The organism is Mycolicibacterium aromaticivorans JS19b1 = JCM 16368 (assembly GCF_000559085.1).
Classification (GTDB): Bacteria; Actinomycetota; Actinomycetes; order Mycobacteriales; family Mycobacteriaceae; genus Mycobacterium; species Mycobacterium aromaticivorans.
Genome location: NZ_JALN02000001.1, coordinates 5,305,116 through 5,331,485 on the forward strand (window position 1 = coordinate 5,305,116; position 26,370 = coordinate 5,331,485).

27 protein-coding genes and 1 pseudogene are annotated in these 26,370 nt (G+C 67.2%); 13 read left to right on the plus strand and 15 right to left on the minus strand.

Annotated elements, in window-relative coordinates:
• Positions 1–38 precede the first annotated feature (38 nt).
• Both Y900_RS25395 and ripD read left to right on the plus strand, forming a co-directional pair.
• Entirely contained in the window at positions 39–818 is a 780-nt protein-coding gene (locus tag Y900_RS25395; protein ID WP_036345194.1) for a hypothetical protein, read from the plus strand.
• Between the two features lie 233 nt (positions 819–1,051).
• A pseudogene (ripD, locus tag Y900_RS25400) lies at positions 1,052–1,537 on the plus strand (NlpC/P60 family peptidoglycan-binding protein RipD); the annotation flags it as partial.
• Positions 1,538–1,639: 102 nt separating this feature from the next.
• Here ripD and Y900_RS25405 read toward each other — a convergent pair.
• Both Y900_RS25405 and Y900_RS25410 read right to left on the minus strand, forming a co-directional pair.
• Positions 1,640–1,930 carry a DUF4193 domain-containing protein gene (locus Y900_RS25405; protein ID WP_036345195.1) on the minus strand — a complete coding sequence of 97 codons (291 nt, stop codon included), beginning with the start codon at positions 1,928–1,930 and terminating at the stop codon, positions 1,640–1,642.
• A gap of 170 nt (positions 1,931–2,100) precedes the next feature.
• The gene (locus Y900_RS25410; RefSeq protein ID WP_036345197.1) at positions 2,101–2,886 is read right to left on the minus strand and encodes an acyl-CoA thioesterase; all 786 of its coding nucleotides are present in this window, start codon (positions 2,884–2,886) and stop codon (positions 2,101–2,103) included.
• 59 nt (positions 2,887–2,945) lie between these two features.
• Here Y900_RS25410 and Y900_RS25415 point away from each other — a divergent pair, with 59 nt between their 5' ends.
• Together Y900_RS25415 and Y900_RS25420 are read left to right on the plus strand one after the other, a co-directional pair.
• On the plus strand, positions 2,946–4,799 hold the full coding sequence (locus Y900_RS25415; RefSeq protein ID WP_036345199.1) for a fatty acyl-AMP ligase: 1,854 nt from the start codon (positions 2,946–2,948) through the stop codon (positions 4,797–4,799).
• A 4-nt stretch (positions 4,800–4,803) separates the two neighbouring features.
• Entirely contained in the window at positions 4,804–5,592 is a 789-nt protein-coding gene (locus Y900_RS25420) for a transporter substrate-binding domain-containing protein (RefSeq protein ID WP_051660260.1), read from the plus strand.
• A 3-nt stretch (positions 5,593–5,595) separates the two neighbouring features.
• Here the strand turns inward: Y900_RS25420 and Y900_RS25425 are convergent, their stop codons facing one another.
• The 8 genes from Y900_RS25425 to Y900_RS25460 all read right to left on the minus strand — a co-directional run bounded on the left by Y900_RS25425 (position 5,596) and on the right by Y900_RS25460 (position 13,622).
• Positions 5,596–6,369 carry an enoyl-CoA hydratase/isomerase family protein gene (locus tag Y900_RS25425; RefSeq protein ID WP_036345201.1) on the minus strand — a complete coding sequence of 258 codons (774 nt, stop codon included), beginning with the start codon at positions 6,367–6,369 and terminating at the stop codon, positions 5,596–5,598.
• 35 nt (positions 6,370–6,404) lie between these two features.
• The gene (locus Y900_RS25430) at positions 6,405–7,196 is read right to left on the minus strand and encodes an acyl-CoA thioesterase domain-containing protein (RefSeq protein ID WP_237752647.1); all 792 of its coding nucleotides are present in this window, start codon (positions 7,194–7,196) and stop codon (positions 6,405–6,407) included.
• 149 nt (positions 7,197–7,345) lie between these two features.
• The gene (locus Y900_RS25435) at positions 7,346–7,681 is read right to left on the minus strand and encodes a hypothetical protein (protein WP_036345203.1); all 336 of its coding nucleotides are present in this window, start codon (positions 7,679–7,681) and stop codon (positions 7,346–7,348) included.
• The gene (gene scnC / locus Y900_RS25440) at positions 7,678–8,388 is read right to left on the minus strand and encodes a thiocyanate hydrolase subunit gamma (protein WP_036345205.1); all 711 of its coding nucleotides are present in this window, start codon (positions 8,386–8,388) and stop codon (positions 7,678–7,680) included. The genes Y900_RS25435 and scnC overlap by 4 nt, the downstream gene beginning before the upstream one ends.
• A gap of 12 nt (positions 8,389–8,400) precedes the next feature.
• A complete protein-coding gene (locus tag Y900_RS25445; protein ID WP_036345207.1) occupies positions 8,401–9,237 on the minus strand; it encodes an SH3-like domain-containing protein in 837 nt (278 codons plus the stop codon).
• Between the two features lie 143 nt (positions 9,238–9,380).
• Positions 9,381–9,881: an isoprenylcysteine carboxyl methyltransferase family protein gene (locus tag Y900_RS25450; protein ID WP_036347799.1), complete on the minus strand. Its 501-nt coding sequence runs from the start codon at positions 9,879–9,881 to the stop codon at positions 9,381–9,383.
• An 11-nt stretch (positions 9,882–9,892) separates the two neighbouring features.
• On the minus strand, positions 9,893–10,999 hold the full coding sequence (locus tag Y900_RS25455; protein WP_081845233.1) for a type III polyketide synthase: 1,107 nt from the start codon (positions 10,997–10,999) through the stop codon (positions 9,893–9,895).
• Between the two features lie 280 nt (positions 11,000–11,279).
• Entirely contained in the window at positions 11,280–13,622 is a 2,343-nt protein-coding gene (locus tag Y900_RS25460) for a Tex family protein (RefSeq protein WP_036345209.1), read from the minus strand.
• Between the two features lie 97 nt (positions 13,623–13,719).
• Between Y900_RS25460 and Y900_RS25465 the strand changes: the two genes are divergently transcribed.
• The 6 genes from Y900_RS25465 (at position 13,720) to Y900_RS25490 (ending at position 16,885) form a co-directional block, all read left to right on the plus strand.
• Positions 13,720–14,151, plus strand: coding sequence for a pyridoxamine 5'-phosphate oxidase family protein (locus Y900_RS25465; RefSeq protein ID WP_036345211.1), 432 nt, complete (start codon positions 13,720–13,722; stop codon positions 14,149–14,151).
• Positions 14,152–14,254: 103 nt separating this feature from the next.
• Positions 14,255–14,539, plus strand: a complete 285-nt coding sequence (locus Y900_RS25470; RefSeq protein WP_036345213.1) for a hypothetical protein — start codon at positions 14,255–14,257, stop codon at positions 14,537–14,539.
• A 155-nt stretch (positions 14,540–14,694) separates the two neighbouring features.
• Positions 14,695–15,300 carry a hypothetical protein gene (locus Y900_RS25475; RefSeq protein ID WP_036345215.1) on the plus strand — a complete coding sequence of 202 codons (606 nt, stop codon included), beginning with the start codon at positions 14,695–14,697 and terminating at the stop codon, positions 15,298–15,300.
• Between the two features lie 101 nt (positions 15,301–15,401).
• A complete protein-coding gene (locus Y900_RS25480) occupies positions 15,402–15,665 on the plus strand; it encodes a hypothetical protein (protein WP_036345217.1) in 264 nt (87 codons plus the stop codon).
• A 125-nt stretch (positions 15,666–15,790) separates the two neighbouring features.
• Entirely contained in the window at positions 15,791–16,261 is a 471-nt protein-coding gene (locus Y900_RS25485; protein ID WP_036345219.1) for a DUF5078 domain-containing protein, read from the plus strand.
• A gap of 90 nt (positions 16,262–16,351) precedes the next feature.
• Entirely contained in the window at positions 16,352–16,885 is a 534-nt protein-coding gene (locus tag Y900_RS25490; RefSeq protein WP_036345221.1) for a hypothetical protein, read from the plus strand.
• A gap of 5 nt (positions 16,886–16,890) precedes the next feature.
• On the opposite strand, the gene Y900_RS25495 is transcribed toward Y900_RS25490, so the two are convergent.
• Complete coding sequence (locus Y900_RS25495; protein ID WP_036345224.1) at positions 16,891–17,511, minus strand: FKBP-type peptidyl-prolyl cis-trans isomerase; 621 nt, start codon at positions 17,509–17,511, stop codon at positions 16,891–16,893.
• Between the two features lie 287 nt (positions 17,512–17,798).
• On the opposite strand from Y900_RS25495, the gene Y900_RS25500 reads away from it, so the two are divergent.
• The 3 genes from Y900_RS25500 to Y900_RS25510 all read left to right on the plus strand — a co-directional run bounded on the left by Y900_RS25500 (position 17,799) and on the right by Y900_RS25510 (position 21,950).
• Positions 17,799–19,079: a S1C family serine protease gene (locus Y900_RS25500; RefSeq protein ID WP_081845234.1), complete on the plus strand. Its 1,281-nt coding sequence runs from the start codon at positions 17,799–17,801 to the stop codon at positions 19,077–19,079.
• A 300-nt stretch (positions 19,080–19,379) separates the two neighbouring features.
• Positions 19,380–20,420 (plus strand): alpha/beta fold hydrolase, encoded by a 1,041-nt coding sequence (locus Y900_RS25505; RefSeq protein ID WP_036345226.1) that lies wholly within the window; start codon positions 19,380–19,382, stop codon positions 20,418–20,420.
• A 210-nt stretch (positions 20,421–20,630) separates the two neighbouring features.
• Complete coding sequence (locus Y900_RS25510; protein ID WP_051660262.1) at positions 20,631–21,950, plus strand: alpha/beta hydrolase; 1,320 nt, start codon at positions 20,631–20,633, stop codon at positions 21,948–21,950.
• Positions 21,951–21,953: 3 nt separating this feature from the next.
• On the opposite strand, the gene Y900_RS25515 is transcribed toward Y900_RS25510, so the two are convergent.
• The 4 genes from Y900_RS25515 to Y900_RS25530 form a co-directional block, all read right to left on the minus strand.
• The gene (locus Y900_RS25515) at positions 21,954–22,799 is read right to left on the minus strand and encodes a polysaccharide deacetylase family protein (protein ID WP_036347807.1); all 846 of its coding nucleotides are present in this window, start codon (positions 22,797–22,799) and stop codon (positions 21,954–21,956) included.
• 100 nt (positions 22,800–22,899) lie between these two features.
• A complete protein-coding gene (locus Y900_RS25520; protein ID WP_036345228.1) occupies positions 22,900–24,144 on the minus strand; it encodes a glycosyltransferase in 1,245 nt (414 codons plus the stop codon).
• A gap of 38 nt (positions 24,145–24,182) precedes the next feature.
• Positions 24,183–25,130 (minus strand): phytoene/squalene synthase family protein, encoded by a 948-nt coding sequence (locus Y900_RS25525; RefSeq protein ID WP_036345229.1) that lies wholly within the window; start codon positions 25,128–25,130, stop codon positions 24,183–24,185.
• Positions 25,131–25,164: 34 nt separating this feature from the next.
• On the minus strand, positions 25,165–26,280 hold the full coding sequence (locus Y900_RS25530; protein ID WP_051660263.1) for a polyprenyl synthetase family protein: 1,116 nt from the start codon (positions 26,278–26,280) through the stop codon (positions 25,165–25,167).
• Between the last annotated feature and the right edge of the window lie 90 nt (positions 26,281–26,370).

Sequence of the window (26,370 nt, forward strand, 5' to 3'; positions counted from 1 at the left end):
GAGCAGTCGCTCAACTTACGCCCATAGACTGGGCCACCGTGGGTATTCTCGTCGGCTTTGCGCCGTGGATCGTCTATTGGGTTCTGGTGGGCAATGCGCCGTTCACGACGGCCGTCCTGGTGGCCCTCGCCGTCGCGATCATCGGACTGGTGATGAGCCGCACCAGGAAGGTGGCCGGTCTGACCTTCGAAATCGGTTCTGTCGCTGTGTTCTTCGTGCTGACGGTGCTGACCTTCGTGGCCAGCCATGGGTTCTTGGAGCAGTGGATCTTGTCGCTGAGCACTGCGGGGATCTTCGTCATCACGCTGGCCGGGGCGCTGGCCGGCGCGCCGTTCGTGCGGGGATTCGCCGCGGCCGGACGCTCCGAGGAGATCGTCACCAGCGAGCTGTTCACGGCCATCACGTCGCTGCTGACCTGGATCTGGATCGGTGCTTTCGCGGGGATGACGGTGTCCTCGGCGATCCCGCCGATCGTCTCCGGGGACGCCACGATCCTCGACTCCGCGAACCCGCTGTCCGTGCTGTGCTACTGGGTGATCCCGTTCGCGTTGCTGGGGCTGGCTGCGATCGCCTCGCGCATCCTGCCCGACACGATGGTTCTCAGCGACGACGTCGTGCGCGAGACGTCCTTTGTCGCGTACAGCGAAGCCGCGATCGACGAGCTGTACTACCTGGCTCAGGAGCACGCCAACCGCGAGGTCGGCGCGGGCAAGGAAGCCTACGACGTCAAAGTCGGCGGGATGGGGATGACGCTGACCGGCGACGAGTCCCGCAAGTCGTGGCCGTCGACATATCGAGTGCGCGACCGCCGCCGCTGAACCGCCCCGGCGCCGGGCTCTGCTCGTTGCTGACGTCGGCGGCATGATCGCAACCGATCGGGCAAGGATGCACACCGCTTTGGACACCTTTGCGTCACGGATCGGCTAAAAGGCCTGTTCAGGCCGCCAGCGTGGTATGCGGCTGTCAGCTGATTGCGGTAGAAAGTGACAGAAGTGACCTCTGTGAAGAGGACGGAGCTTTGCTCGGAGGCGCCCGGAAGGTGGAGATCATGATGAAGAAGCGCTTTTACGCCCTGGCGATCAGCCTGATGATGCTGCTCGCCATTCCCGGCCTGGTGGCCCCGACGGCGACCGCCGCTCCGGTGGGCCGGGATCAGTACGTCAACCTGGTGATCCAGCGCGGGCTCGCCCAGCGGGGCGTGCCCTACGCCTGGGCCGGCGGCGACATCAACGGACCCACTCTCGGCAAAGGCCCGAGCGCAGCGGTCGTCGGTTTCGACTCCTCGGGCCTGATCCAGTACATCTACGCCGGCGTCGGCGCCAAGCTGCCGCGTTCCTCGGGAGACATGTACAAGGTCGGCCAGCACGTCACCGCGGACCAGGCGTTGCCGGGGGATCTGATCTTCTACGGGCCCGACGGCACCCAGAGCGTCGCGATGTTCCTGGGCAACAACCAGATGCTGGAAGTCACCGACACGGTCGTCGCGGTGTCCGCGGTGCGCGCCAAAGACATGGCGCCCTACCTCGTCCGCGTCATCGCCTGAGTGTCACGCGGGGGCGCGCCGTCGACCCGCCGTGCAGATATTCACGGCGCGACGACGAGCACGCCCACCGCTAGGCGGGACCCTGCCGGCCGCCGGCTAGGCGCAGTCGGTGCAGACCAGACTGGCGGCGTCCGCCAGCCGGCTGCGGTGGTGAACCAGAAAGCAGCTGCTGCAGGTGAACTCGTCCGCTTGCTTCGGGACGACGCGCACTGTGAGCTCTTCGTCTGACAAGTCGGCGCCGGGCAGCTCGAAGGAATCAGCCGCTTCCGCCTCATCGATGTCTATCACGGCCGTGGCCGTATCTTTGCGCCGTCCCGCCAGGTCTTCAAGCGACTCTTCCTCAGGCTCGGCCTGGGTGCGGCGGGGGGCGTCGTAATCAACCGTCATGATCCGTGCCTTTCGTTTCCGCATTCGACGTCGCGTCAACGCGGTCGAATGCGAGTTTGTTCCCGTAGCCGGTCTCTGCTAAACACCGTTGTTTCCGGCTGTGTGTGCGCTGGGTCCTGCCTTGCTGTGGCCTGCGGATTCGCACGCCATAGGCACGTAGAAAGCTGGGCTCAGGTTCGCCAGAGAGATTCCTGGGCGACGCTGGCGATCAGGGTACCGTCATCACGCTGAAATGAGCCGTGCGCCAACCCCCGCGCGTCGCTGTGACTGACCGCGGTGGCGTCGTAGAGATGCCACTGGTGGGGGTCGGTCGGCCGGTGCAGCCACACCGCGTGGTCGAGGCTGGCGGCACCGCCCGGACCGGGGAGCTCCGGCCCCGGCGGCCGCGCCGAGGACACCATGCCCAGGTCAGAGATGAAGGTCAGCGCACAGGCCCGCAGCAGGGGGTCGTCCTCGACGGGTTCGCGGGTGCGGAACCAGAACGGCTGGGTGGGCCAGTCGACGCGGCTCTGCGGACCTGGCGCGAGCCGGATGTCGAAGTGATCGGCCCACTCGACCGGCAGTCGTGTGAGAATCGTCGCCTCGGTCAGCGGCACCCGTGGTTCCCGCGGCAGCTGCCAGTCGGTAGTCGTCTCCGGTTTGTGGAACGACGCCAGCATTTCGAATATCGCGACGCCATCCTGTGTAGCGGTGACACGGCGGGTGTTGAAAGAACGCCCGTCCCGGGTGATCTCGACGGTGAAGTGGATGTCGACGCCGATTCGGCCGCCTTTGATGAAGTAGGCATGCAGCGACTGTGGCAACCGGCCGGGTTCCACGGTGGCGCCCGCGGCCGCCAGCGCCTGCGCGGCGATCAACCCGCCGAAGAGCCGGGGACCCGCACCATAGGCCGCCGATGCGCGAAAAGTGTGCTCGCTGCGGTCGAGTCGGACCAGCTCGGCGATCCAGCTCGACATGCTCTCCCTCGGTGTCGTGGTCGAAAATCGCACTCACGATAGCGCCCTACACTTCTGGCATGGACCGCGGCCATGTCGATGCACCCGAGGGTCTGCTTCGGATCGAAGACTGCCTGGACGCCGACGGGAACGTCGTCTTACCGGCGGGCGTGACGCTGATCTCGTTGATCGACCGCAACATCGCGAACGTCGGCGACACCGTCGCCTACCGCTACCTCGACTACAGCCGCTCGGCCCAACCGGCGGTCTTCGAGCTGACCTGGACGCAACTCGGTGAACGCCTGCGCGCGATCGCGGCCCATGTACAGCGCAGCGCTGCGCGCGGTGACCGGGTCGCCATATTGGCGCCCCAGGGGCTGGACTACATCACCGGATTCTTCGCCGCGATAAAGGCGGGAACCATCGCGGTGCCGCTGTTCGCTCCTGAATTGCCCGGCCACGCCGAACGTCTCGACACCGCGCTCGGTGATTCGCAGCCCGCCCTGGTGCTCACCACTGCGGCCGCCGCTGACAGTGTGCGCGGGTTTCTGGCCAAGCTGCCATCGGCCCGGCAACCGCGGCTGCTCGTCATCGACGACATTCCCGATTCCTCTGGCGCCGACTTCGTCGAGACCGTTGTCGACGTCGACGACGTGTCGCATCTGCAGTACACGTCGGGCTCCACCCGGCCGCCGGCCGGAGTGGAGATCACCCACCGGGCCGTTGGCACCAACTTGATCCAGATGATCCTGTCGATAGACCTGCTCGACCGAAACACCCACGGCGTCAGCTGGTTACCGCTGTACCACGATATGGGCTTGTCGATGATCGGCTTCCCGACGGTGTACGGCGGACATTCCACCCTGCTGTCCCCGACCGCCTTCATCCGCAGACCGCAACGCTGGATCCGGGCGCTCTCCGATGCGTCCCGGGACGGCCACGTCATCACCGCCGCACCGAATTTCGCATACGAGTGGACCGCCGCACGCGGCGTTCCCGACGCCGGTGACGACATCGACCTCAGCAACGTGGTGATGATCATCGGGTCCGAACCGGTCAGCGCCGACGCCATCACCACGTTCTCCGAGGCGTTCGCGCCGCATGGTCTGCCACCGACGGCCTTCAAGCCGTCCTACGGCATCGCCGAGGCCACCTTGTTCGTCGCGACCATCGCACCGACCGCACAGCCCACCGTCATTCGCCTGGACCGCGAGCAGTTGGCGCAGGGAATCGCGCAGGAGGCCGGCGAGGGCGCCGACGCGGTCACCCAGGTGTCGTGCGGCCAGGTGGCTCGCAGCCTGTGGGCGGTGATCGCCGACCCGGCGACCGGCGGAGAACTGCCCGACGGCCGCATCGGTGAAATCTGGTTGCACGGCAACAACGTCGGCCGCGGCTATTGGGGGCAGCCGCAGGAAAGCCGGCGGGTCTTCGGGGCGAAGCTCACGCACCGGCGGTCCGAGGGCAGCCACGCCGTCGGCGTGCCCGCCGACGGCGTCTGGTTGCGCACCGGCGACCTCGGCTTCTATCGCGGCGGCGAACTCTACGTCGCCGGGCGCCTCGCCGACATCGTGGTGCTCGACGGCCGGACGTTGTATCCGCACGACATCGAGCAGACCGCCGCGGATTCCTCATCCCTTGTCCGGCGCGGGTACGTGGCGGCTTTCACCGTTCCGGCAAACCAGATGCCCGGTGCGACAACGCAAGACACCACAGAGCAGCTGGTGGTCATCGCCGAACGGGCGGCAGGCACCAGTCGCAGCGACCCGGCGACGGCGATTGCAGCAATCCGGTCGGCGGTGTTCCGGCGCCACGGTGTCGAGGCCGCCGATGTGCGGCTGCTGCCCGCGGGCGGCATTCCGCGCACGACCAGCGGCAAACTGGCCCGGCGGGCCTGCCGCGCCGAATACCTCTCCGATGCGCTGCGGTTGCGGTGATCTTATGCGGCCGTTGACCTTTGGCGCGCTCGCAATCACCGTGGCGCTCACCGCCTGCGTCGCGCCGGCGGTCGCCAGGGCCGGCGGCCCGGCCATCCTGAAGGTCTGCACCACCGGCGACTACCGACCATTGACTTACCGCGACCCGGCGACAGGACAGTACAGCGGGGTCGACATCGACATGGCCGCCGATTTGGCCCAGCATCTCGGGCGCACCGCGGTGTTCGTGCCCACGACCTGGTCGACGCTCGTGGCGGACCTCACCTCACCGGGGCGATGCGATATCGCGATGGGCGGGATCACCGACACCCCCGAGCGCCGCCGTGTCGTCGACGTGACCCGGCCCTACCTGGCCGGCGGCAAGACCGCGCTGGTCCGGGCCGCCGACACCGAGCGGCTCGCCAGCATCGAGCAGATCAACCAGCCTGGTGTGCGTGTCATCGAGAACAACGGCGGCACCAACGAGCAGTTCGCCCGCACACACCTGCCCGAGGCGCAGCTCATCACCTGGCCGGACAACACCACCATCTTCGATCAGCTCGCGGCCGGCGGCGCCGACGTCATGGTCACCGACGCCATCGAAGCCATCTACCAGTCGTCGCTGCACCCCGAGTTGGTAGCCGAGCACCCCGCGGATCCCTTCACCTCCGAGGCGAAGGCGTATCTGCTGCCCAAGGGCAGCCCCATCGCTGCCGCGACCGATGCCTGGCTGGCCGGTGCGCTCCGCGACGGCACCTACGCCGGCAGCTACGAACGGTGGTTGCACGTGCCGGCACCCGACCCGCCGAGTTAGGGTTCAGCGGCCCTTCCACTGCGGCTTTCGCTTCTCTCGCCATGCCTGCAGGCCTTCGCCGACGTCCTCGGTGGCGCCGGCTACCCTGCGCATCACCTCGCCGAAGCGCACCGACTCGATCCAGCCCATGTCGGCGGTCCGCCAGGCCACTTCTTTGGTGGCTCGTTGCGCAAGCGGGGCGGCTTCGGTCAGGGTTCTGGCCCACGCCTGGGCCTCGGCCTGCAGGTCCTGGGGTTCGACGAGCTTCCACACCAGCCCGATCTCCTTGGCCCGCTCGGCGCTGATGGGCTTGCCGGTGAGCAGCAGCTCCATGGCGTTGGCCCAGCCGACGCGGTGCGGCAACCGAATGGCACCGACGATGGTCGGCACGCCGAGCGACACCTCGGGGAAACTGAACGTGGCTTCGGTCGATGCGATCACAAAGTCGCAGAACAGGACTCCGGTCACCCCGTACCCGACGCAGGGACCGTGCACGGCGGCGATCGTGGGCTTGAAGAGTTCCATGCCGGACTCGAACGAATTGATCGTCGGCTTCTCCCAGAAGGTCCCGCCGAAGGTGCCCACCGAGCCCTCGCCGTCCTTGAGATCACCACCCGCGCAGAAGACGTCGCCGTTGGCGGTCAGAATTCCCACCCAGGCCTCCTCCTCGTCCCGGAACCGATCCCACGCGGCATTGATGGCCTGGCGGAGCGGGCCGTTGATGGCGTTGCGGGCTTCGGGCCGGTTGAGGGTGATCGTCGCGACGTGTTCTTCCAGGTGATACGTGACGAGGCTCATTGCTGCACTCTAGTTTCGGCCGACGCCGCCCATGCTCAGTCGCGCGGGCGGGTGCCCGTGCGGGCCGCCGGATTGGCGACCGCGGTGACCATGCTGGTGCCGAATGCACCCGCATCGTCGAAGAGGGTGGCGCTGCCCACCGACACTCCGTTCTCGGCGAAGTGGGTGTCGGCTTGCACGCCGATGAAAACACCGCGGGGCAACCGCGACAGGGCCACCGTCAGGTCCCCGTTGAGGTAGCCGATCTCACCGGTGCCCAGATTGGTCACCAGGTTCGCGGCGGCCTCGGCGACCACCGCCGCACGGACGAAGGGCGTCGCCTGCAGACCGGCCACGGCGTCAAGACCGCCGTAGTACGCGCGCTTGCGTCCGGCAGTGCTCTGGTCCCCGGCGTCGGACGGTATGCCGACGGCCCGTGCGGGCACGGGGTCCGTCCCATCCGGTGTATGAGAAAGCCGGTATTGCAACAGAGTTGCGCGTGCCACGATCCAGTCGTCCTGGACGATGTCGCATTCGGCGGTACGCATGCGGTTTCCGTGCCGGATCAGCCGGGTTTGAGTATGGGTGGGAACGGCACGGGCAGGTTTGAGCAGGTCGAGCGTCAGCCGGGTGGGCAGGTATCCGACGCTGCCGTACTTGCGTTCCAGCGTCGATGCCGCGAGCCCGGCGATCGCCTGACCGCTGAGCAGACCCTCGCTCCCGGATGCCGCCGCCGACGGGGTGGGACGGAAGATGCCGTTTCCGTGCTGGACGAAATACGCTGGGCGGATACCGATTGTGCCGGAAGCCGCTGCCGTGCGCTTTGACAAGACCATGCCGCTGTTCACCGTTGTCATCCTTCGAGTTGGGGAGCCGCCGCTTGCTTGACGGCTCACCAGCCAACTATGACCCGGCGGGGCTTCTTGCCATATCCACCGATCGGCCGCAACACAGGATGAATGAGCTGTCCACCGATCGGGGGACACGCCCGCTGGTGTCAGGCCTCCAGGCGGGTGCGGACGGCGGAAAGTCGTTGCTGCAGTTCGTCTTCGGTGATGACGCCCCGGGACAGCAGCGAGTGCGCCAATGAGACCAGCTGGCTCTCGGGGTAGGGCAGGTCGGAATACACGGTGGCCGACAGATCGTCCTCTTCGTCGCGGCGTTCTTTGAAGGTCGGGAGGTCGGTCGCGCACGCCGCGTGATCCAGTGCGTCACAGAGCCCGTCGAGGCTGGTCTTCCACGGCGGCACGGGGTTTTCCACCCCATATTTGGCGGCCATGACCGGCCAGACCTGGTTGCGGTCGACGATCCGTTGTAAAGGCTCGGGTTTCATTCGCCGACCGGATGCATGGCGGGGCGGGTGGCGGTGATGACATTGGTGGTCACCCCGGGCTTCGGCAGGGCGACGCCGATCAGACAGTCCCGGGTGATGATCTCGGTCAGCTGGTCTTCGCTCCAGCCGTCGGTGCCCTCAGGTCGCATGGGCATGACCATGAAGCGGTGCTTCTGATTGGAATCCTGGACACGGACTTCGATGTCGTCAGAGAGGTAGAGGCCGAACTCGGCGAGAACCTGTCGGGGCCAGCGCACCAGCCGCCGACGGTAGTTCGGTGTGCGGTACCACTCGGGGGAGTTGCCGAGGATGGGCCGCGGATAGCAGGAGCAGAGGGCGCACACGATCACGTTGTGCACGGCCGGGGTGTCTTCGAGGATCTGGAATGCGGTGAAGTCGCTGGGGGTGCCGAAGCCGGTCGGCTCGAGCCAGTCCACCCCGACCTCCTTGCTGGCGGTCATCGGTTCGGCGAGGGCGAGGGCTTTGAAATCGGGATCCAGCCAGGCGCGGGCCACCAGGCGAGCCGCCGGCGTCGGGCCGATCTGCTCGGCGAACTCGGTGAAGCGGCGGTGCTCCTCGGCGGTGAAAATGCCCTTCTCGATGCACAATTCGCGCAGCGCGATCTCGAGCACCTCGAAGTCGGTGATCTCATCGACCATCGGCTTGACGGTGCGGGCGTGGTCGTGGTCGTGGCCGTGGTCGGTCATGTCCGTCCGTTCCTATGCGGGCTGAAGCCAGTGCTCGGGGATTTCGGTGCGCAAGCTGTCGCTGTCCGGGCCGTTGAAGTCGTCCCACAGCTCGGACATGCTGAATTTGACGACGTAGAACCATTCGGGCTTGGCGTCGGGGATGTCCCACGTCTCGTCCTCGGCGGCCGGACTCTCATAGGCCACCGCGTCGATGACGCCCGCGGCGCCGCGGACATACTCGGGGGTGCGGGTGTAGAACAGCACCGGCAGTTCGCGCACGACGACGGCGTCGCCGACCTTGAACCTCGGCTCGCCGGCCTTGCCTGCGTACACCTGCGGGTCGCCCTTCCCCTGGGCGTGCACGATGTGACTGTTGCGCTTGACCTGCGATCCGTCGCCTTCGAATCTGGGCTTGGCCGCCAGCGCCTTTCCTTCCAGGCCGCCGGCGTAGCGCTCCTTGACCTCCGCCATCCGCTCGGTCAACTCGGTGAGGCCGATGTGGTGCTTTTCGATCAGGACCCGGGCCACCGACAGCAGCCAACGGCCGTAGTACGGGAAGCCGAGGTAGACGGCGCGCTGGACGTCGACGTTGCCGATCCGCCGCCGTTCCTCGGAGAGCCAGATTCCGCGCCACGCGAGCACCTCGCAGATGACGTACGTCATGTGCTCCCAGTACTCGTAGTCCTTGTTCTCGTACTTCATCGGAGCGTCCGGTTCGCCGCCGACATCGTGCACCGGCTTCATGTAGGCGACGAACCTGGCGTGGTCGAGCAGATCCGGGGTGGGAGCATCAGGCAGTTCCGGATACGCGGACTTTAGCCGTGCCACCAAAGCGAGCTGGTCGGCGCGTTCGGCAGCAGTGCTCATTGAAGGCCCCTTGGTGTGGCTGTGCACAACTCCAACAAGGACCCAACGTAGCACCCGAAACCCTTGCGGGCAGCCGAAACGGCCTCATCGGCGAAAGGCGTTGCGATTCAGCGGCTCTGACAACCCAGACAGTCTGCCGGGCCTCAGGCATACCCCAGCGCCGTGTTCTCGGCGCGAATCCGCACGGTCAGCACCGCAGCGTTGGCGATGCTGAAAACGATCGCGGTCACCCAGGCCGAATGCACCATCGGCAGCGCAGCCACTTCAGCTGCGACGGCCGTGTAGTTCGGGTGATGCAGCCATCGGTACGGTCCATTGCTGACCAGGGGAGCTCCCTTGATCACGATCAGCCGGGGGTTCCAGTGCTTGCCGAGCACGGCCACACACCACCAGCGCACCACCGTGCTGGCCACGACGACGGCCACCATCGGCCAACCGAGCCACGGCAGGAACGGACGGTGCTGGGTCGCCACCTCGGCTACGCACGACGCGAGCAGCACGGTGTGCATCGTCACCATCGCCGGATAGTGTCCACGTCCAAATTCTCTGCCGCCCTGGGAAAACGACCATCGGGCGTTGCGACGTGACACCACCAACTCGACGAGCCGCTCCACTGCGATCAGCAGGATGAACAGGTAGTAAATACTCACCTCGCTCACCAACCCAACAGCAGCAGCTCGAAGCTGAAGCCAGGCCCCATCGCCAGCATCAGCCCCAGCGAACCCGCCGTGGGGCCGTCGGCGACGGTGCGGTCGAGGACGTCGAGAACCGATGCCGAGGAGATGTTGCCGTTGTCCCGCATCGACTGCCAGCTGTGCCGCAGCGCCTCCGGTGGCGTGCCGATCGCGTTGTGCATGGCGTCGAGCACCTTGGGCCCGCCGGGGTGACACACCCAGGTCGATATGTCGGCGGTGGCCAATCCCTGGTCGGCAAGGAACCGGTCGACCTCGTCGCGCAGATGGTCGTCGGCCATCTTCGGGACGTCACGCGACATCACCAGCTGGAATCCGCTGGAGCTGACGTTCCAGCCCATGACGTCGACGGTGTCGGCGAACAGCCTGCTGCGGGTCGCCAGAATGCGCGGGCCCGGATGAAGGGGGAGCCCGGCCGGCACCCGATCGGCGCCGGCGGCGACGACGGCCGCCGCGCCGTCACCGAATAGGCACACACCGATCAATGCGGGGATCGATGTGTCGTCGCGTTGCAGCGTGAGGGAACACAGCTCCACCGACAGCAGCACGGCGACCTGATCGGGGAAGCCGCGCAGGTAATCGTGCACTCGGGCCAGCCCGGCCGCACCGGCCACGCAACCGAGCCCGAACAACGGGATGCGTTTGACGTCGGGGCGCAACCCCACCGCTGACGCGATCCGGGCATCGATGGTCGGCACCGCCACCCCTGTGCTCGACACCGTCACGATCGCGTCGACCTCGTCGGGACGTACGTGTGCGGCGTCGAGCGCTCGCCGCACGGCCTGCTCACCGAGCTCCGCGGCCACCTCGAGGTACGCCGCGTTGGCCTCGGTGAAACCGGTCAGCCCCGAGTAGCGCTCCAACGGCAGTGCCAGGCTGCGGTATTCGACCCCGCTGCTGGCGGCGAACCGCGCGAAGCCGGGTTCGGCGAACGAGGTGAGCTGGGCTGACACCTCGTCCTGGTTGTACCGATGTTCGGTGAACGCCACCGCGGTGCCGGTCACGCGCGGGTCGCCGTGTCGGCGAACCGTGATCGGGTTCATGGATTCAGTAAAAATTGTATCTGTCATGGCCGCTATAGCGCGTGAATGCGATTCTCAATTCCGCGTGGACCCGCTGCGGTGAAATATCGCACAGCGCGGCGGATTATCGTCGAAGTGGCGGTATAAGCACAGTTCAAGCGCGTTTTCTTATGCCCAGTCGCGTAATGGGTAAATGCGGGCTGAGAATTCCCAGGAATGTGTCCGAATCTTGTAGCGAATTGAATACCGGCTGCGGGTGCACTGGGAATCCCCGGAACCAGTGAACGTTTTCCGGCAACATTTCGTGCACGGTCGAAAAGGCTCCGGCTTACCGACCGAAGCCTGCGTCGCGGAGCGCCTGAGCCATCGAACCGGTGGAGCGCTTGTCATCGCGCCGGCGGTGGTCTGTGCGGGCGGGCTGGCGTCGCTCCCGGCTTGGGGTAGGCCGGGTGCCCTGTTCAGGCCGCTTCGGCTGATCACCTTTGGGCGAATCGCCCAACCGCAAAGTGAGCCCGATCCGCTGCCGATCGACATCGACGTCGACGACCTTCACCCGGACCACCTGACCCGAACGCACCACTTCGTGCGGATCGGACACGAATCGGTCCGACATCGCCGAGACGTGCACCAAACCGTCCTGATGCACGCCGACGTCGACGAAGGCACCGAACGCCGCGACATTGGTCACCACACCTTCGAGCACCATGCCGACCTTGAGATCGGCCACCTTCTCCACACCCGCGGCGAACGTCGCGGTAGAGAATGCCGGCCGCGGATCGCGGCCCGGCTTCTCCAGCTCGGCGAGGATGTCGGTCACCGTGGGCACGCCGAAGCGGTCGTCGGCGAAGTCGGCGGGCCGCAGTGTCCGCAACGCTCGTTCGTTACCGATCAGCTCGGCCATCGTGATGCCTGAGCGGTCCAGGATGCGCCGCACCACCGGATAGGCCTCCGGATGGACCCCCGATGCGTCGAGGGCGTCGTCACCGCCGCGAATCCGCAGGAAGCCGGCGCACTGTTCAAAAGCCTTGGGGCCCAGCCGCGGAACGTCGAGCAAGGCGGTACGGCTGCGGAACGGTCCGGTCTTCTCCCGATAGGCCACGATCGCTTCGGCCAGCGACTCGGAGACCCCCGACACCCGCGACAGCAACGGAACCGATGCTGTGTTCAGGTCGACCCCGACGGCGTTCACCGCATCCTCCACCACCGCGTCGAGGCTGCGGGCCAGGGTGCCGGGGGTGACGTCGTGCTGGTATTGGCCGACGCCGATCGACTTCGGTTCGATCTTCACCAGTTCGGCCAGCGGATCCTGCAGGCGGCGGGCGATCGATACCGCGCCGCGGACCGTCACATCCAGGGCAGGCAGCTCACGGGCGGCGTAGGCCGACGCCGAATACACCGACGCGCCCGCCTCGCTGACCATGGCCTTGGCCGGTGCGTTCGCCCCGGCATTGCGAATGTCGGCGATGAGTTCGGTGGCCAGTGCGTCGGTCTCTCGCGACGCGGTGCCATTACCGATCGCAATCAGCTCGACCCCGTGCCGGGCGACCAGCGCGGCCAGGGTCGCCTTGGCCGAATCCCATTGGCGCTGAGGCTGATGTGGGTAGATCGCACAGGTTTCGAGTACCTTGCCGGTGTCGTCGACCACGGCGACCTTGACCCCGGTGCGGAACCCCGGATCCAGTCCGAGGGTGGTGCGGGTACCGGCCGGCGCCGCCAGCAGCAGATCTTTGAGGTTCTTGGCGAAGACGGCGACCGCGTCCTCTTCGGCTCGCTGACGCAGCCGCATCCGGGCATCGACTGCGCCGGAGATCATCAGCCGGGTGCGCCAGGCCAACCGGACCGTGGTGGCCAACCAGGGGGTGGCCGCCGCTCGAGCGGTCAGATCGACGCCGAGGGCGTTGGCGACCATCACCTCGTAGGCGTCGTCGCTGCCGCCGTCGAAGCGCACCGCGAGGGCTTGTTCCTTCTCGCCGCGCAGCACCGCCAGCACCCGGTGCGACGGCATGTCCTCCAGCCGCTCGGTGAACTCGAAGTAGTCCCGAAACTTCTGTGCCGCTGGGCTCTTGGCGGCCTCGTCGGAAAACGGTGCGGTCCGTACCGCCCCCTCGGCCCAAAACCTGGTCCGGATCGCACCCACCAGTTCGGCGTCCTCGGCTGCCCGTTCGACGAGGATGTGCCGCGCACCGTCGAGTGCCGCCGCGGCGTCGGCGACGTCGGCGGTGAGGAATTCGGCAGCCACGGCTTCTGGGGCGATGGCCGGGTCGGCGAGCAGGCGATCGGCGAGCGGCTCCAGGCCGGCTTCCCGGGCGATCTGGGCTTTGGTGCGCCGTTTCGGCTTGTACGGCAGGTAGATGTCCTCGATCCGAGACTTCGTGTCGGCGCCCAGCAGCGCGGCCTTCAGCTCGTCGGTCAGCTTGCCCTGCTCGTCGATCGACGCGAGCACCGCGTCCCGCCGTTCGTCGAGCTCGCGAAGATAGCGCAGCCGCTCCTCGAGGTCGCGCAGTTGGCCGTCGTCGAGGCTGCCGGTGACTTCCTTGCGGTAGCGGGCGATGAACGGAACCGTCGCACCTTCGTCGAGCAGCCGGACAGCGGCGGCTACCCGGGCCTCTGCGACCGCGAGTTCTTCAGCAAGACGGGCATTTACAGATTTCAGGGTTGGGCTCGAAGTCACGCGCAGACCCTACCGAACCGCGCCGACAATCCCACCACCCGTCGAGGGGTGTTGTGCGCGCAGGAATAGCCCCGCAGATCGCGGAGTTGGCCGCTATATGCCCAGACAACTGACCGAGTCCGAGCGGCAGGAGTTCCTCGCCGCCAAACATGTGGCGGTGCTGTCCGTCGCCACCACCGACGGCCGGCCGCCGGCCAGCATTCCGATCTGGTACCAGTACACCCCGGGTGGGGACATCCAGATCTCCACCGGGCCGTCGACGCGCAAGGCGCGGCTGATCGCGGAGGCCGGCGCAGCCACGCTCGTGGTTCAGGACGAGGATCCGCCCTATCGCTACGTCGTGGTCGAGGGCACCTTGGTCGACACCACCGACCCGACGCCGCCGGAGGTCTTGGAGAAGACCGCGGTGCGCTACCTCGGTGAGGAAGGCGGGCGTCAATTCGTCCAATCCATGGCGGGCCACGCCAACGTGTTGTTCACGATCCGGCCCGACCGTTGGCTGACCGCCGACTTCTCCGACGAGCTGTAGCCGTCGGCAGATCCGGTCCGAGTTGGGATCGGTAGCAGTCCGGTAGTTCTTCACTTCTCTCATCGACGCCACCGAGGCGGCGGACAACGAGAGGAAGAACCCCATGAAGATCGTGCCGACCCCCATCGCGCAGCACATCGACCGCGTCGAGCGCCAGCACAGTCTCTACATCGCGATCAGCACCGGCCTGCTGGCCTTCTGGTCGATCTACCGGGTGCTCTGGTCGATCTACCTGGCGGTGACCTACCACGTCATCGTCGGGTCGCTGGTCTTCCCGATCGTCCTGTGGGGCGTCATCGGTGGGGTGGCGGCGGTCGCGTCGATCGGCTTTGCGACCCGCTACCTGAAGGGATCGGCCACCGGCAGCACCGAGACCAATCAGGTCTGAGCCGGCCCAGCGCGCTGAAACGGGATGTGTCGGCCGTGCGATAGGACGGAAAGTACACCGGCTTTGCCGCGGCACGCCGAGGGCCGATGTGTGCGACGATGCCTCTACGTCTAGGGGCAACCCTTCGCAGGGAGATCGAGAGGACCGCCGGATTCATGAGTGAACGGCACCGCACCGCGGCATTTGTCCACGCAGTCGCCATCGCGAGCGTCACCGTCGGCGCTGCCCTCGCCGGAGCCGCGGTGGCCGCCGCCGACCCGATGACACCGACGCCCATTCCGGTCCCGTCGGATCCTGCCGCCGTCCCGCCGGGTCAACCGGTGGCGATGCCGGTCGATCCGGCGGCTCCACCCGCACCCGCACCTCCGCCGCCCGGGGCGCCGCCCTCGGTGCCCGAGATCCCCAACCCGAGCTACGGTTCGCACAACACCCCCGGCATCCTCGGCTCACTCAAGGACATGTGGCATAACGTCCGCGACCCGTACTACGGGCCCGACGAGTCCGCATCGGCCGGCGGCTCGGTCGCGCCGCCACCGGGTGCTGGAGCGCCGCCGCCGCTGCCGCCCGGATACAAGTCCTATACCGCGCCCGGTTCGGAGGCGCCCCCGAGTGATTCCGGACCGGGTAAACCGCCGCCACCCGGAACTCCGGCGCTGCCGCCGGGCTATTACCCGCTGAATGGTCCGCCGCCGCCGGGCTATGAGTTCAACACCCCCGGCCAGCCTGCCCCCATCACGGCGACGCCCGCACCGACGCCCTGACCGCGCGACGCGCGACGTTCCGGGGTAGGGGATTACCTGCGCCGCCTGCTGGTTATGCTTGCTAAGTATCTCGATGACGTCCGGACGTTGGAGTCGTGCTCATGACCTTGATCAGAACCGCGCTGACCGCTGTCGGCGCACTCGCGGTGGGACTCGCGATCGGTATCGCGCCCGCGAGCGCGGACCCGCCGCCACCGGATCAGAACGCGGGCGAGGTGGCCCCGGACTGGGCACCCCGCAAACCGGCTGAGGTGTGGGCCGGCCATCCGGTGGTGTGGACGCACATGTGGGGCGGCCGCTGGGGTGTGTGGATCAACGACCAATTCATCACTTTGTCGTCCAACCCGGTGACCAACGGCGGCTGAGCTGTTTCCGGCGGCGAGTCTCACTCGTCACATTCGCCGTCCAATCGCGGGCAGGGGTGGATACTGCGATGTGGACCGCTATATAGTTAGCGCGCTTAAGGTTTTAGGTATAGGGCAGGAGAACGATGGCTGGTTTGATGAGTCGCGCGAAGCTGGCAGGTCTCGCGCTGAGTGCGGCGGCGGCTGCAAGCGTCATCACCGCCGGCCCCGCTGCCGCCGATGCCAGTGACGACTTCCCGATCCCGCACCGCATCATCATCACCCAGTGCGATGTCGAGCAGTACATGGCCGCGGCACGCGACACCAGTCCGGTGTACTTCGAGCGCTACATGATCGACCGCAGTAACCGGCCCGCCGATGTGCAGCAGCTCGCCTTCGATCGCATCCACTGGTTCTTCTCGCTCGACCCCGTCGCGCGCCGGCAGTACTCCGAGGACACCGCGACCAACGTCTACTACGAGTTCGTCGCGACCCGCTGGGGCAACTGGGCCAAGCTGTTCTTCAACAACAAAGGCGTCGTCGCCAAGGCCACCGACGTCTGCATGAATTACCCGCCCGGCGACATGTCGGTCTGGGACTGGCCCGTCGCCCGGTAACTTCGGCTAATTCCTGAACGGCGGTAACATCGCCGTCAATTCCAGCTATGTACAGGCATCAACGGTGATGCCCCAGTACGTAGGTGGACTATGAAGCAAACCCAACTGATGGCGGTCGCGGCACTCGTGACCTGCACCTCGACCGTCGTGGCGCCGCCGGTCGCCGCCGATCCCGGCCGAGTGCCCTGCGGGGTGCTCGACCAAGTCCGCGAGAGCCTCGACGACGACATCAACGCAGGTATCGGCGGAGTGCGGATCGTGATCAGCTCGCCCTATGCCAGCGGAGCCGCCCAGCAGCGCGACACGAACGTGAAGCTCGCGATGATCAGTCACGGCGTCCACTACATGGAAGACGTCAACGGCCCCGGCATCGTCCCGGGCCTGGCTCCGGCCTTGGTGGACCTCCGCCGGGCCACCGACGACATGCGAGACGCCGTAAGCGCGCTGTTCGTCGTCTCGCCCGGTTACGGATATGGCGACGGCTACGGTTACGGAAATTACGGGCCGACGGTGTCGAACGCCTGGCCACAGCCGTCGACCTGGACCGCGATCGACTATGCGGACCAGAAGAAGGACGAGATCTACGCGCTGGTGAACGGCCTGCACGGCACCTGTGTGCCGTAGTCCGGCTACGACGCGCTGAGAATCTTGATGGCGAAGACCAGTGTGTCACCCGGCAGGATGCCGGCCCGCGGCTGGCCTTGCGGGTAGCCGTCGGCGGACACCATGGCGACCGCGACGGTCGATCCGACCTTCTGGCCCGCGATGGCCTTCTGGAAGCCGGGAACGACGCCGTCGAGCGAGAACTGGGCCGGCTCGCCACGCTGGTAGCTGCTGTCGAAGACGCTGCCATCGCGGCCGTTGACCCCCTCGTAGCAGACCGACACGGTGGCCGTCGGCGCGACCACCGGTCCGCTACCTGCTTGCAGCGTGTGCACCTCGGTCGCGTTCACGCTGAAGGGGGCAGTCACCGTGACGACCGGGGCCGCGGTGTCCGTCGATCCGGTGACAGCGACACTGCCGGTCGCGCCGGGCAACGTCCACTCCGGCGCTCCCGGGTTGGCCGGCGGAGCGGTCGGGCAGCTGGCATCCGGGCCTGCCGCCTGCGTGACGGTGGCGGAGACCGCCGGGACGGTCGAGGACTTGCTCGCCGACGGGGTGGTGTCGGAGCCGCAGGCCGCAAGAGTCACGGCAAACGCGGCAGTGCAGGCACCAAAGGCAACAACAGAGGGCAGGCGGGAGAAGTTCACGCTCGTCACGCTACAGCGGATTGATTCGGCGAAAGTCTTGGCTCACACCGAACTCATTCTCAGCAAAGCCTCAGATGGCATAGGCAAACTGCTTTCAGGCGCCGCGGGGCGCAGATGATCCTTGTCACGAGAAAGCGAAGCTGAACACAATGGACTACAGGTCAGGACACTCGCCGCAGGAAGGCCACTACCCGTGGCAGCCGAAAGATTCTGTGGAACATTCTAATTCACGACAGTGGCACTCAGCCGGGTCTCAATACGGTTACGGCGCCACCGACACGACGCAGATGTATCCCCCTCCTTACGGGGCTCAGCCCAGGGGTGGGAGATCCACGTCACAGCAAAATCCTCGGCAACGGATGAAGTCGCGGGTGGGTGTATTGGTCGGTGGAACGGCCGTGGTTGCGATGATCGCCGGGGCTGCCGGCGCGGTTGCGGTGGTCGATCACTCCGGACGCCCGACGGCTATCCCACAGGGGCAGCTCGCGGCCGGGGCTCCGGCGCCGAAGAACACCGCGGTTGCCGGCCAGCCGGCCGGCTCGGCACCTGTCGGTTCGGTCGAGCAGGTATCGGACAAGGTGCTGCCCAGCGTGGTGAAACTGCAGATCACCACTGGTCAGGGCAGTGAAGAGGGGTCCGGAATCATCCTGAGCTCCGACGGGCTGATCTTGACCAACAATCACGTCGTCGCTGCCGCTGCGCAGGGCGCGGGTAGTACGCCGATGCCTGCCGGGGACGCGCCGGACGGCCAACTCCCCGACGGACCTGGCGGCCGGTCGCTCGGCCAGAGCGGCGGCGGCATGGCCGCGACCGTGACGTTCTCCGACGGCCGGACCGTGCCGTTCACAGTCGTCGGCGCCGACCCGACCGACGACATCGCGGTGGTTCGGGCTCAGAACGTTTCGGGGCTCACCCCGATCACGATCGGATCGTCGAAGGATCTGAAGGTGGGCCAGAACGTCGTCGCGGTCGGCTCCCCACTGGGTCTGCAGGGCACCGTGACAACGGGCATCATCAGCGCGCTGGACCGTCCGGTCGCGACCGGTGACGGGCAGTCCGGCCAGCATTCGGTCATGAGCGCCATCCAGACCGATGCGGCGATCAACCCCGGCAACTCCGGCGGCGCGCTGGTGGACATGAACGGTGATCTGATCGGCGTCAACTCCGCGATCGCATCCCTTGGTGGCGGCCAGGATTCGCAGGCGGCCCAGAGCGGATCGATCGGCCTCGGCTTCGCTATCCCGGTTGACCAAGCGAAACGTATTGCCGACGAACTGGTTTCGACCGGGACCGTGCAGCGTGCCTCGCTCGGCGTTCAGCTCAGCTCCGACGACAGCGCCCGGGGCGCACTGGTCGCCGGTGTCGCGGACGGTAGCCCGGCGGCTGCGGCAGGCATGTCGAAGGGTGCGGTGATCACGAAGGTCGACAACTTGGTGATCGACGGCCCGGAGGCGCTCGTCGCCGCCATCCATTCCAAGGCGCCCGGCGACAACGTCACGCTGACCTACAACGACCCGTCGGGCGCGTCACGCACGGTGCAGGTCACCCTCGGACAGATTCAGTCCTAGCGGCACAACCCATCTCGAGGTGGACGGTGGCCATCGTCTGATGGCCACCGTCCATCTCGGCATCGGGGGAGAGACCGATGGTGAACCACCACCACCACCACCGCCGCCATCGCGAGCTGCGCCGAGGCCGAGTCGCCGTGAGTCCGCGTTGCGGTTGGCCCATCGGGCCGTACCACGCTCAACGTGACCGGCGTGCCGTCCGGCGCGAATCTGGAACTCGCGCAGGATCTCGGCACGATGTCAACAGCTTCCTGTGGAAGGGCGATCCGCCCCGATAAGGCCGTCGTACGCTCAACGGCGATGCTCGAGAAATCCGAGATTCGCTTCCTGCCGATTGGCGAGCGGCGTCTGGCGTACGAGGTGCGCGGCGACGGTCCGCCGCTGGTGGCTCCCGCGTGGTGGATAAGCCACCTCGAACTGGACTGGCGGAACCCCGGCGTGCGGCGGTTCTGGGAGGGGGTCGCGGACGGCTACACCCTGATTCGCTATGACCGGCTCGGGGCCGGAATGTCGGACCGCGACGTACGGCAGCTCGACAGGAGCCTCGACAGCGAGGTCGCGACGTTGCGTGCACTGGTCGACGAGCTCGGGCTTGACCGGGTGTCGCTGATCGGCGGTTCATCGGGCAGCTGTACCGCGACGGCCTTCGCCGCGGCGTTCCCGGATCGCGTGGAGCGGCTGGTGCTGTACGGGTCGTACCCGCACGGTGAGGAGCTGACGGCCCCCGGGGTCGGCGACGCGATCGTGGCGGCGGTACGCGCGCACTGGGGGCTCGGTTCGCGGATGCTCAGCGATATCTTCCTCGGCAGTGCCGAGGCGGGGGAGCATGAGGTTTTCGCGCGGCTGCAGCGCGAGTCGGCGTCCGCGGACACCGCCGCCGAACTGTTGAGCCTGGTGTACGGCTTCGATGTCCGCGCGCATCTTCCGCGGGTGCGCCGGCCGGCGACGGTCGTGCACCGGCGTGATGATCGCGCGGTCCCGTACCGGCTCGGACGCGAGGTCGCGGCCGCGATTCCCGGTGCGAAGTTCATTCCGCTGCAGGGGCAATCGCACTTTCCCTGGCACGGTGACGTCGATTCGGTCATTCGGGCCTGCCGCCAGGGGCTGAATCCCGATCAGACGGCGGAGCCCGATGCCGGCCATGAAGCCGTCCTGCTGTCACTGCGGGAACGCGAAATTCTCGGTTGCGTCGCACACGGTCTCGGCGATCGCGAGATCGCCGAGCACCTCCAGCTGAGCCCGCACACCGTGCACCGCCACGTCGCGAACATTCGCCGCAAATTGGGGGCGACGTCCCGGACGGCGGCGGTGGCGCAGGCGGCAAGACTCGGACTCGTTTAGCCGCTCAACGACGCACGGCTGCATTGTTCAGCTTGCTGATACGGCGCAGAGGTGGTGCATTCACCGACTCGTCATGGCGCCGCGTGGAGATGTATCCGATTCCGGCATCGCAATGTCGGCTCACCAGCTTCAACGCGGAGGCGTGCGGTGTTTGTTGCAGACGGCCCGACAGGTTGGGGGTCAAGTCTTGGCCTGGTGCACATTTCGTTGATGCACGAGCCGATCCCGGTGGTGCTGCAGGCGGCCGCCGGAGCCGCACTGATCGTGGCGATCGGAGCCCGGTCGCGCAAGTGGTGGCTGCTCTGGGGTCCGGCCGCGGTGCTGTGCGGTTCCCTCCTGGCGCTGTGGGCGTATGCACTGATCTCGACAGAGGGCGTTGCCGGCGAGCCGGCGCCCGTCGCGTTTTGGGGCTGGCTCGCGATTACCGGTGCGGCCGCTCTGGTGCTGCTGGCCGGCTGGCAGGGCATCCGCTGGTGGCGGCGTGTGGTTTCCGTGCTTGCGGTACCGCTGGCGGCGCTGTGTGCCGGCCAATCATTAAACGCGTGGCTGGGCTACGTTCCCACCGTCGGTGCAGCGTGGACCCAGTTGTTCGCCGCGGCACTGCCCGGCCAGACCGACGCGGCCACCGTCACCGCCATGCAACGAGCGGGCAAGCTACCTCCCAAAGGCGTTGTGGTGTCGGTGATGATCGATACCGGTGCGGTGAAATTCAAGCACCGCAATGAGTTGGTATACCTTCCGCCGGCCTGGTTCATCAGCAACCCGCCGCCGCGCCTTCCGGCTGTCATGATGATCGGCGGCGAATTCAACACCCCGACCGACTGGATCCTCGCCGGTGACGCGGTTGCCACGCTGGACGACTATGCGGCACAACATGGCGGCAACGCGCCGGTCGCGGTGTTCGTCGACTCCGGTGGCGCGTTCAACATCGACACGGAATGCGTCGATGGACCGCGTGGTGATGCCGCAACGCATCTGGCTCAGGAAGTGCCCCCGTTCATGGCGTCGCACTTTGGTGTCAGCCCCGATCCAGCCGATTGGGCGATCGTGGGATTCTCGGCAGGCGGTACGTGCGCAATCGATTTGACCGTGATGCATCCCGAACGGTTCAGGACCTTCGTCGACATCGCCGGCGACATGGGGCCGAACAGCGGCAACAAAGCGCAGACCGTGTCGCGGCTCTTCGGTGGGAGCGTGAGCGCGTGGGACGCATTCGACCCCGCCACCGTGATGGCAAACCACGGTCGATACGAGGGAGTCGCCGCATTATTCACGGTCTCTGGTGCACGCGTCGACGCCGGCGGCGGGGTCACCGGCGCGAACGAGAACGAACGCAGCGTCGCGAACAGGCTCTGCGACCTCGGGCGCACACAGAACATCCGGTGCGCGGTCGAGGCCTACCCCGGCAAGCACGACTGGCCGTTCGCCGGGCGGTCATTCGCCGCCGCTCTGCAGTGGCTGGCGGCGTGCATTCACATCCGCGGCTCCCGGCCGGCGGAATCGGCGCAGCGATCCTGCAGCGTTCGCTGAGTCTCAGTGCGGGGGCAGAAACACGTCATTGAGCGTGACGGTGCGCAGGTGGCGCGCGCGAATGATGTCGACGAGCTGACCGTAGACATGGGTCACCGGCGCATGGTTGAGATGGCCCAGCACGATCATCTGCGGTGTGAAGTACTGGTTGGCCATCGTGACGATGTAGTCCTCGGTGATGACTGTGGAGTCGGCCAGGGATCCCGACCACAACGTCGGGACGGTGTAGCCGAGGTCGGCGGCGACCGCGTCCACCGACGTGTTGTGCTTGCCGTAGGGGGGACGGAAATACGGCGCGGTGTTGACGCCGTAGGTGTCTTTGACGAAGCGGTCGTTGCGGGTGAGTTCGTCGCGGATTCTCGACCTGGACACCGTGGTGAGGTCGGGGTGCGACCAGGTGTGGTTGCCGAGCTGAATCTGCCCGGAGTCGACCAGCGGACGTAGCTCGTCTCGGTTCTCGGTCCAGGACCGGTACACCCCGTTGAGGAAGAACGTCAGCCGAACCCCGGTGTCCCGGGCGAAGTGGATGTAGTCCCGCACCACCTCGCTACTCACGCCGTCATCGACGGTGAGGGCCATGGTGTCGTCGTTGGCGGGTAGACGGCTGAGCACTCCGTTGGCGGGTAGGCGGACGCGGTGGCGAGGATCAGGTGGCGGTAGGATTCGCGGTGACTGTGGGGGTGACAGAGCCGGCTTGGCCGTCGTCCCCGCAAGCGCCGACGATGAATGCGACGGGGCCGGTTGACCGGCGAGCGCGTGTTGTGGGCGGTCGTAGATCCAGTCGGCGGCGGTAACTGCGCCACCGGCGACCACCGTCGCGGCGAGCAACAGCATTCGGCGCCGGCTCACCTCGCCTCTGTCCACCTCGTCATCACCGCCTGTACGCGCTGAGCGCCGCCCCGCGCGGCGGCGTGCACGTTAGCAGGCCCAGATAAACAATCCGCCTGGGTCACGGCGTTCGCAGCGGCCATTTCTGCAGCAGGCCCTCCACGCGGTCGGCGCCGTGTCGCACCCCGCCGGTGGCCTCGAACCCGGCTGCCACCCTGGCCGCACCCGCACCCATCGTCATCGCTTCTTCGACGGCTGAGCGCAGGCGTTGTCTGGTGAGCCGGCGGGCCGGTAAGCGCGTCCCGCACCGAGCGATCTCGACCCGGCGCGCCACTTCGAACTGGTCGCGCCCGAACGGCACCACGCAGACCGGAATTCCACGGGCCAAAGCCTTTTGCGTGATGCCCATCCCGCCGTGGGTGATGACGCACACGGTACGGTCCAGGATCGCCGAGTGCGCGGTGAAGCGCGACAGGGTCGCGCCGGGGCGTTGCCGCACATCGACGTTCCCGCCGCCGGGCAGTGTCGCCACCACGTGCACCGGCAGTCCTTCCAGTGCGTCGATGGCGGTGCCGACCAGTTCGTTGTCGGCCTGGGCCAACGAGGAGGTTGTCACCAGCACGACGGGGTCGTCGATGTCATCGAGCCAGGATTCGTCTCCGGTGCGGGGTGGATCGAAGGCGGCCGGACCGATCAGCTCCACGTTCGGGCCCCAATCGGTGTGCGGGTACTCGAACGGCTTCCCAGTCGCGATCAGCAGCACCGGGGCCCGTCGCAGCAGCCGGCCGGCGCTGCGGACCTTCGGCAGCCCCAAACGTCTTCGCACCGGCGATATTTCGGATCTGAAGGGCACGTCGAACACCACACTGGTGACCAGTTGGATACCCCAGTCGCGCACGAAGCCGACCGGGCCGGGGCGGGGTGCGACACCGGCGCCGAACGGCGCAGAGCCGGGGGACCGCAGGTAGGGGATGAACGGACTGAGCACCACCCACGGTCCGGGCATCGTCTCGGCGGCCGACTGGGCTCCCCAGCTGTTGGCGTCGATCAGGCAGATATCGGGTTCGACCGCGGCGACCGCGTCGTGGAAGTCGTCGACTTCGTACTGTGCGCACTGCCCCAGCACGCGCACCGTGTTGCCTGCCGCCCGCAGCACCCCGCTGGCGGCCGGGCCTGCGCTCTGCAGCGCCTCGATGCGCGGATCAACGGCCTCGGCCTCGAAACCCAACTGGCGGCACAGCTCTACTCCCGCGGCGAGCGTGCGCACGTGCACCCGGTGACCGCGCGACGCGAGCTCGGTCAACAGCGCGCAAAAGGGAAAGAGGTGCCCCAGCGCGGGTGCGGTGTAGGCCAGTACTACCGCCATCGCGGCTCAGGCCGAATCGCGGCGCCACAGGAACCCATTCAACGGCTCCTGTCACGGATGCGGGCGGCCCAGGCCCGTCCGAGGCCGCCCGCGGCGACGACGACACGCTGCGGAGTGCCCACGGTGGCCCGCTCGGTGAAGATCTCGAAGTCCAGCGCTTCGATGCGCGACAAGATCTTGGAGTACAGGGTCAATGCGGTCTCGACGCAGGGTCGCGAAATCGGTGCCAGCATCGCGATTCCCGGCCGCGCCTGCGCATACACGGCGCGAGTGAGCGCATGTTGTTCCATCAGCGCCGAACGTACCCGTGCATCGGTTCGCCGGTGCGCCTGGCACCACGACAGCAGGTCGCGGTCGACTCCGTGCGCGGCCAGCTCGTCGGCGGGCAGATACACCCGGCCGCGAGCGAGGTCTTCGTCGACATCGCGCAGGAAATTGGTCAGCTGAAAGGCTTTTCCCAGAGCCGCGGCGTACGGTGCGGCCTCCTCGCGCGGCACGACGGTGCCCAAAACCGGCAACGTCTGGAAGCCGATGACCTCGGCTGAGCCGTACGTGTAGCGCTCGAGGGCGCTGCGATCCGGATAGTCGGTGACGGTGAGGTCCATCCGCATCGAGGCCAAGAAGTCGTCGAACAACTCCCAACCGATGGAGTATCGCCGTGCGGTGTCGACGACTGCCGCCAGGATGGGGTCGTCATCGCACGGTTCGTGGTCGACGAGACCGGTGAACAGCTTGTTCGACAGCGCGGTGAGCTCCGAGGTGCGCTGGTCCGGACTCAGGCCGGTGTCGCGATCGTCGAGGATGTCGTCGGCACGACGGGCGAAGGCGTACAGCGCGTGCACCGCCGGGCGCTGATAGGGGGCGAGCAGGCGGGTGGCCAGGAAGAAGGTCCTGCCGTGCCGGGCGTTGAGCACGCGGCACTGCCGGTAGGCCTCGCGGAGCGCGGGCTGGTGCACACCGGCGGCGTCGAGTTCGGAGCCGATCATGGGTCTCACCGTGGCTTCGGTCGGTCGTCGTACATCATGCCACCCGCACCGTGCACGCGTGCGCCATGCCGGCCAGTGCGCTGCGCGGTTGTTCTGGAATCTGAACGCCGTCAAGCAGATTCAGCGCGCGGGTGCGCAACTGGAGAATCCGGTCCTCGACCCACTGCACGGCGCCGCTGGCGCGCACCAGGGCGCGCCAGCGCTCGACGGCATCGTCGTCGAGTTCGGGCAGAGCCCGCAGCTCGTCGAGCTGTGAACGCACCCGTGGCTCAGCCAGCTCGCGCGCAGCGACGAGCACACTGGTCGCTTTGTGGGACTCCATGTCTGTGCATGCCGACTTCCCGGTCACCTCGGGCGATCCGAAGACGCCCAGCACGTCGTCGCGCAGCTGAAAGGCCTCACCGATGGCTGCGCCGTATCCCGACAGCGCATCCAGGACCGCGGCGTCACACCCCGCCATCTCCGCGCCGAGCTCCAAGGGTCGCCGCACGGTGTAGTTCCCCGACTTGCGGCGCAGCATGTCCAGCACGGCGTCCAGCGTCGGCAGGCCGCCGGAACCGCCCACCAGGTCCGCGAACTGGCCGACGGCCAACTCGACGCGCATGTCGTCGTAGCGCGGCCACACCCGGGCCAGGGCATCGGCGTCGACGCCGCTGCGCCGCAGCATCTGCTCGGCCCACACCAGGCACAGGTCTGCCAGCAGTGTCGCCGCCGACTCGCCGAAACGGTCGGCGGGCCCGCCGAGGGAGCGGTCGCGATGCCATTGCCGCAACCGGACGTGGACCGACGGCTTGGCCCGGCGCATCACCGAACCGTCCATCACGTCATCCTGGATCAGCGCGAACGCGTGGAGCAACTCCAAGCTGGCCGACGCCCGCAGTGCGGCCTCGCTGGCCTCGGCACCCGACAACCAGCCCAGATACATGAACGTCGAGCGCAGATACTTGCCCCCGTCCACGAAGTCCTGCAGGACGTCACCCGCGGTGTCTACGCCCGAGTGCGCCAGCCGCGGCACACACTCGGTCCGCACGAAATCCCCCACGTGGGCGCGCGCCGCGGCCCGCACGTCGTCGAGCCAGCGGGTCGACTCGGCTGAAAGGGGGCTGGTGGACGTGTGCTGCGCACCCGGTGTCCCGACGTTGTGCGTCATGACTGGTGTCCCGGCTCTGTCACCGCTGGTCAACGGCCCAATCCTTCCTGAAGCAAACGATGGCCCTTCCTGAGGCAAACGATGGCATCC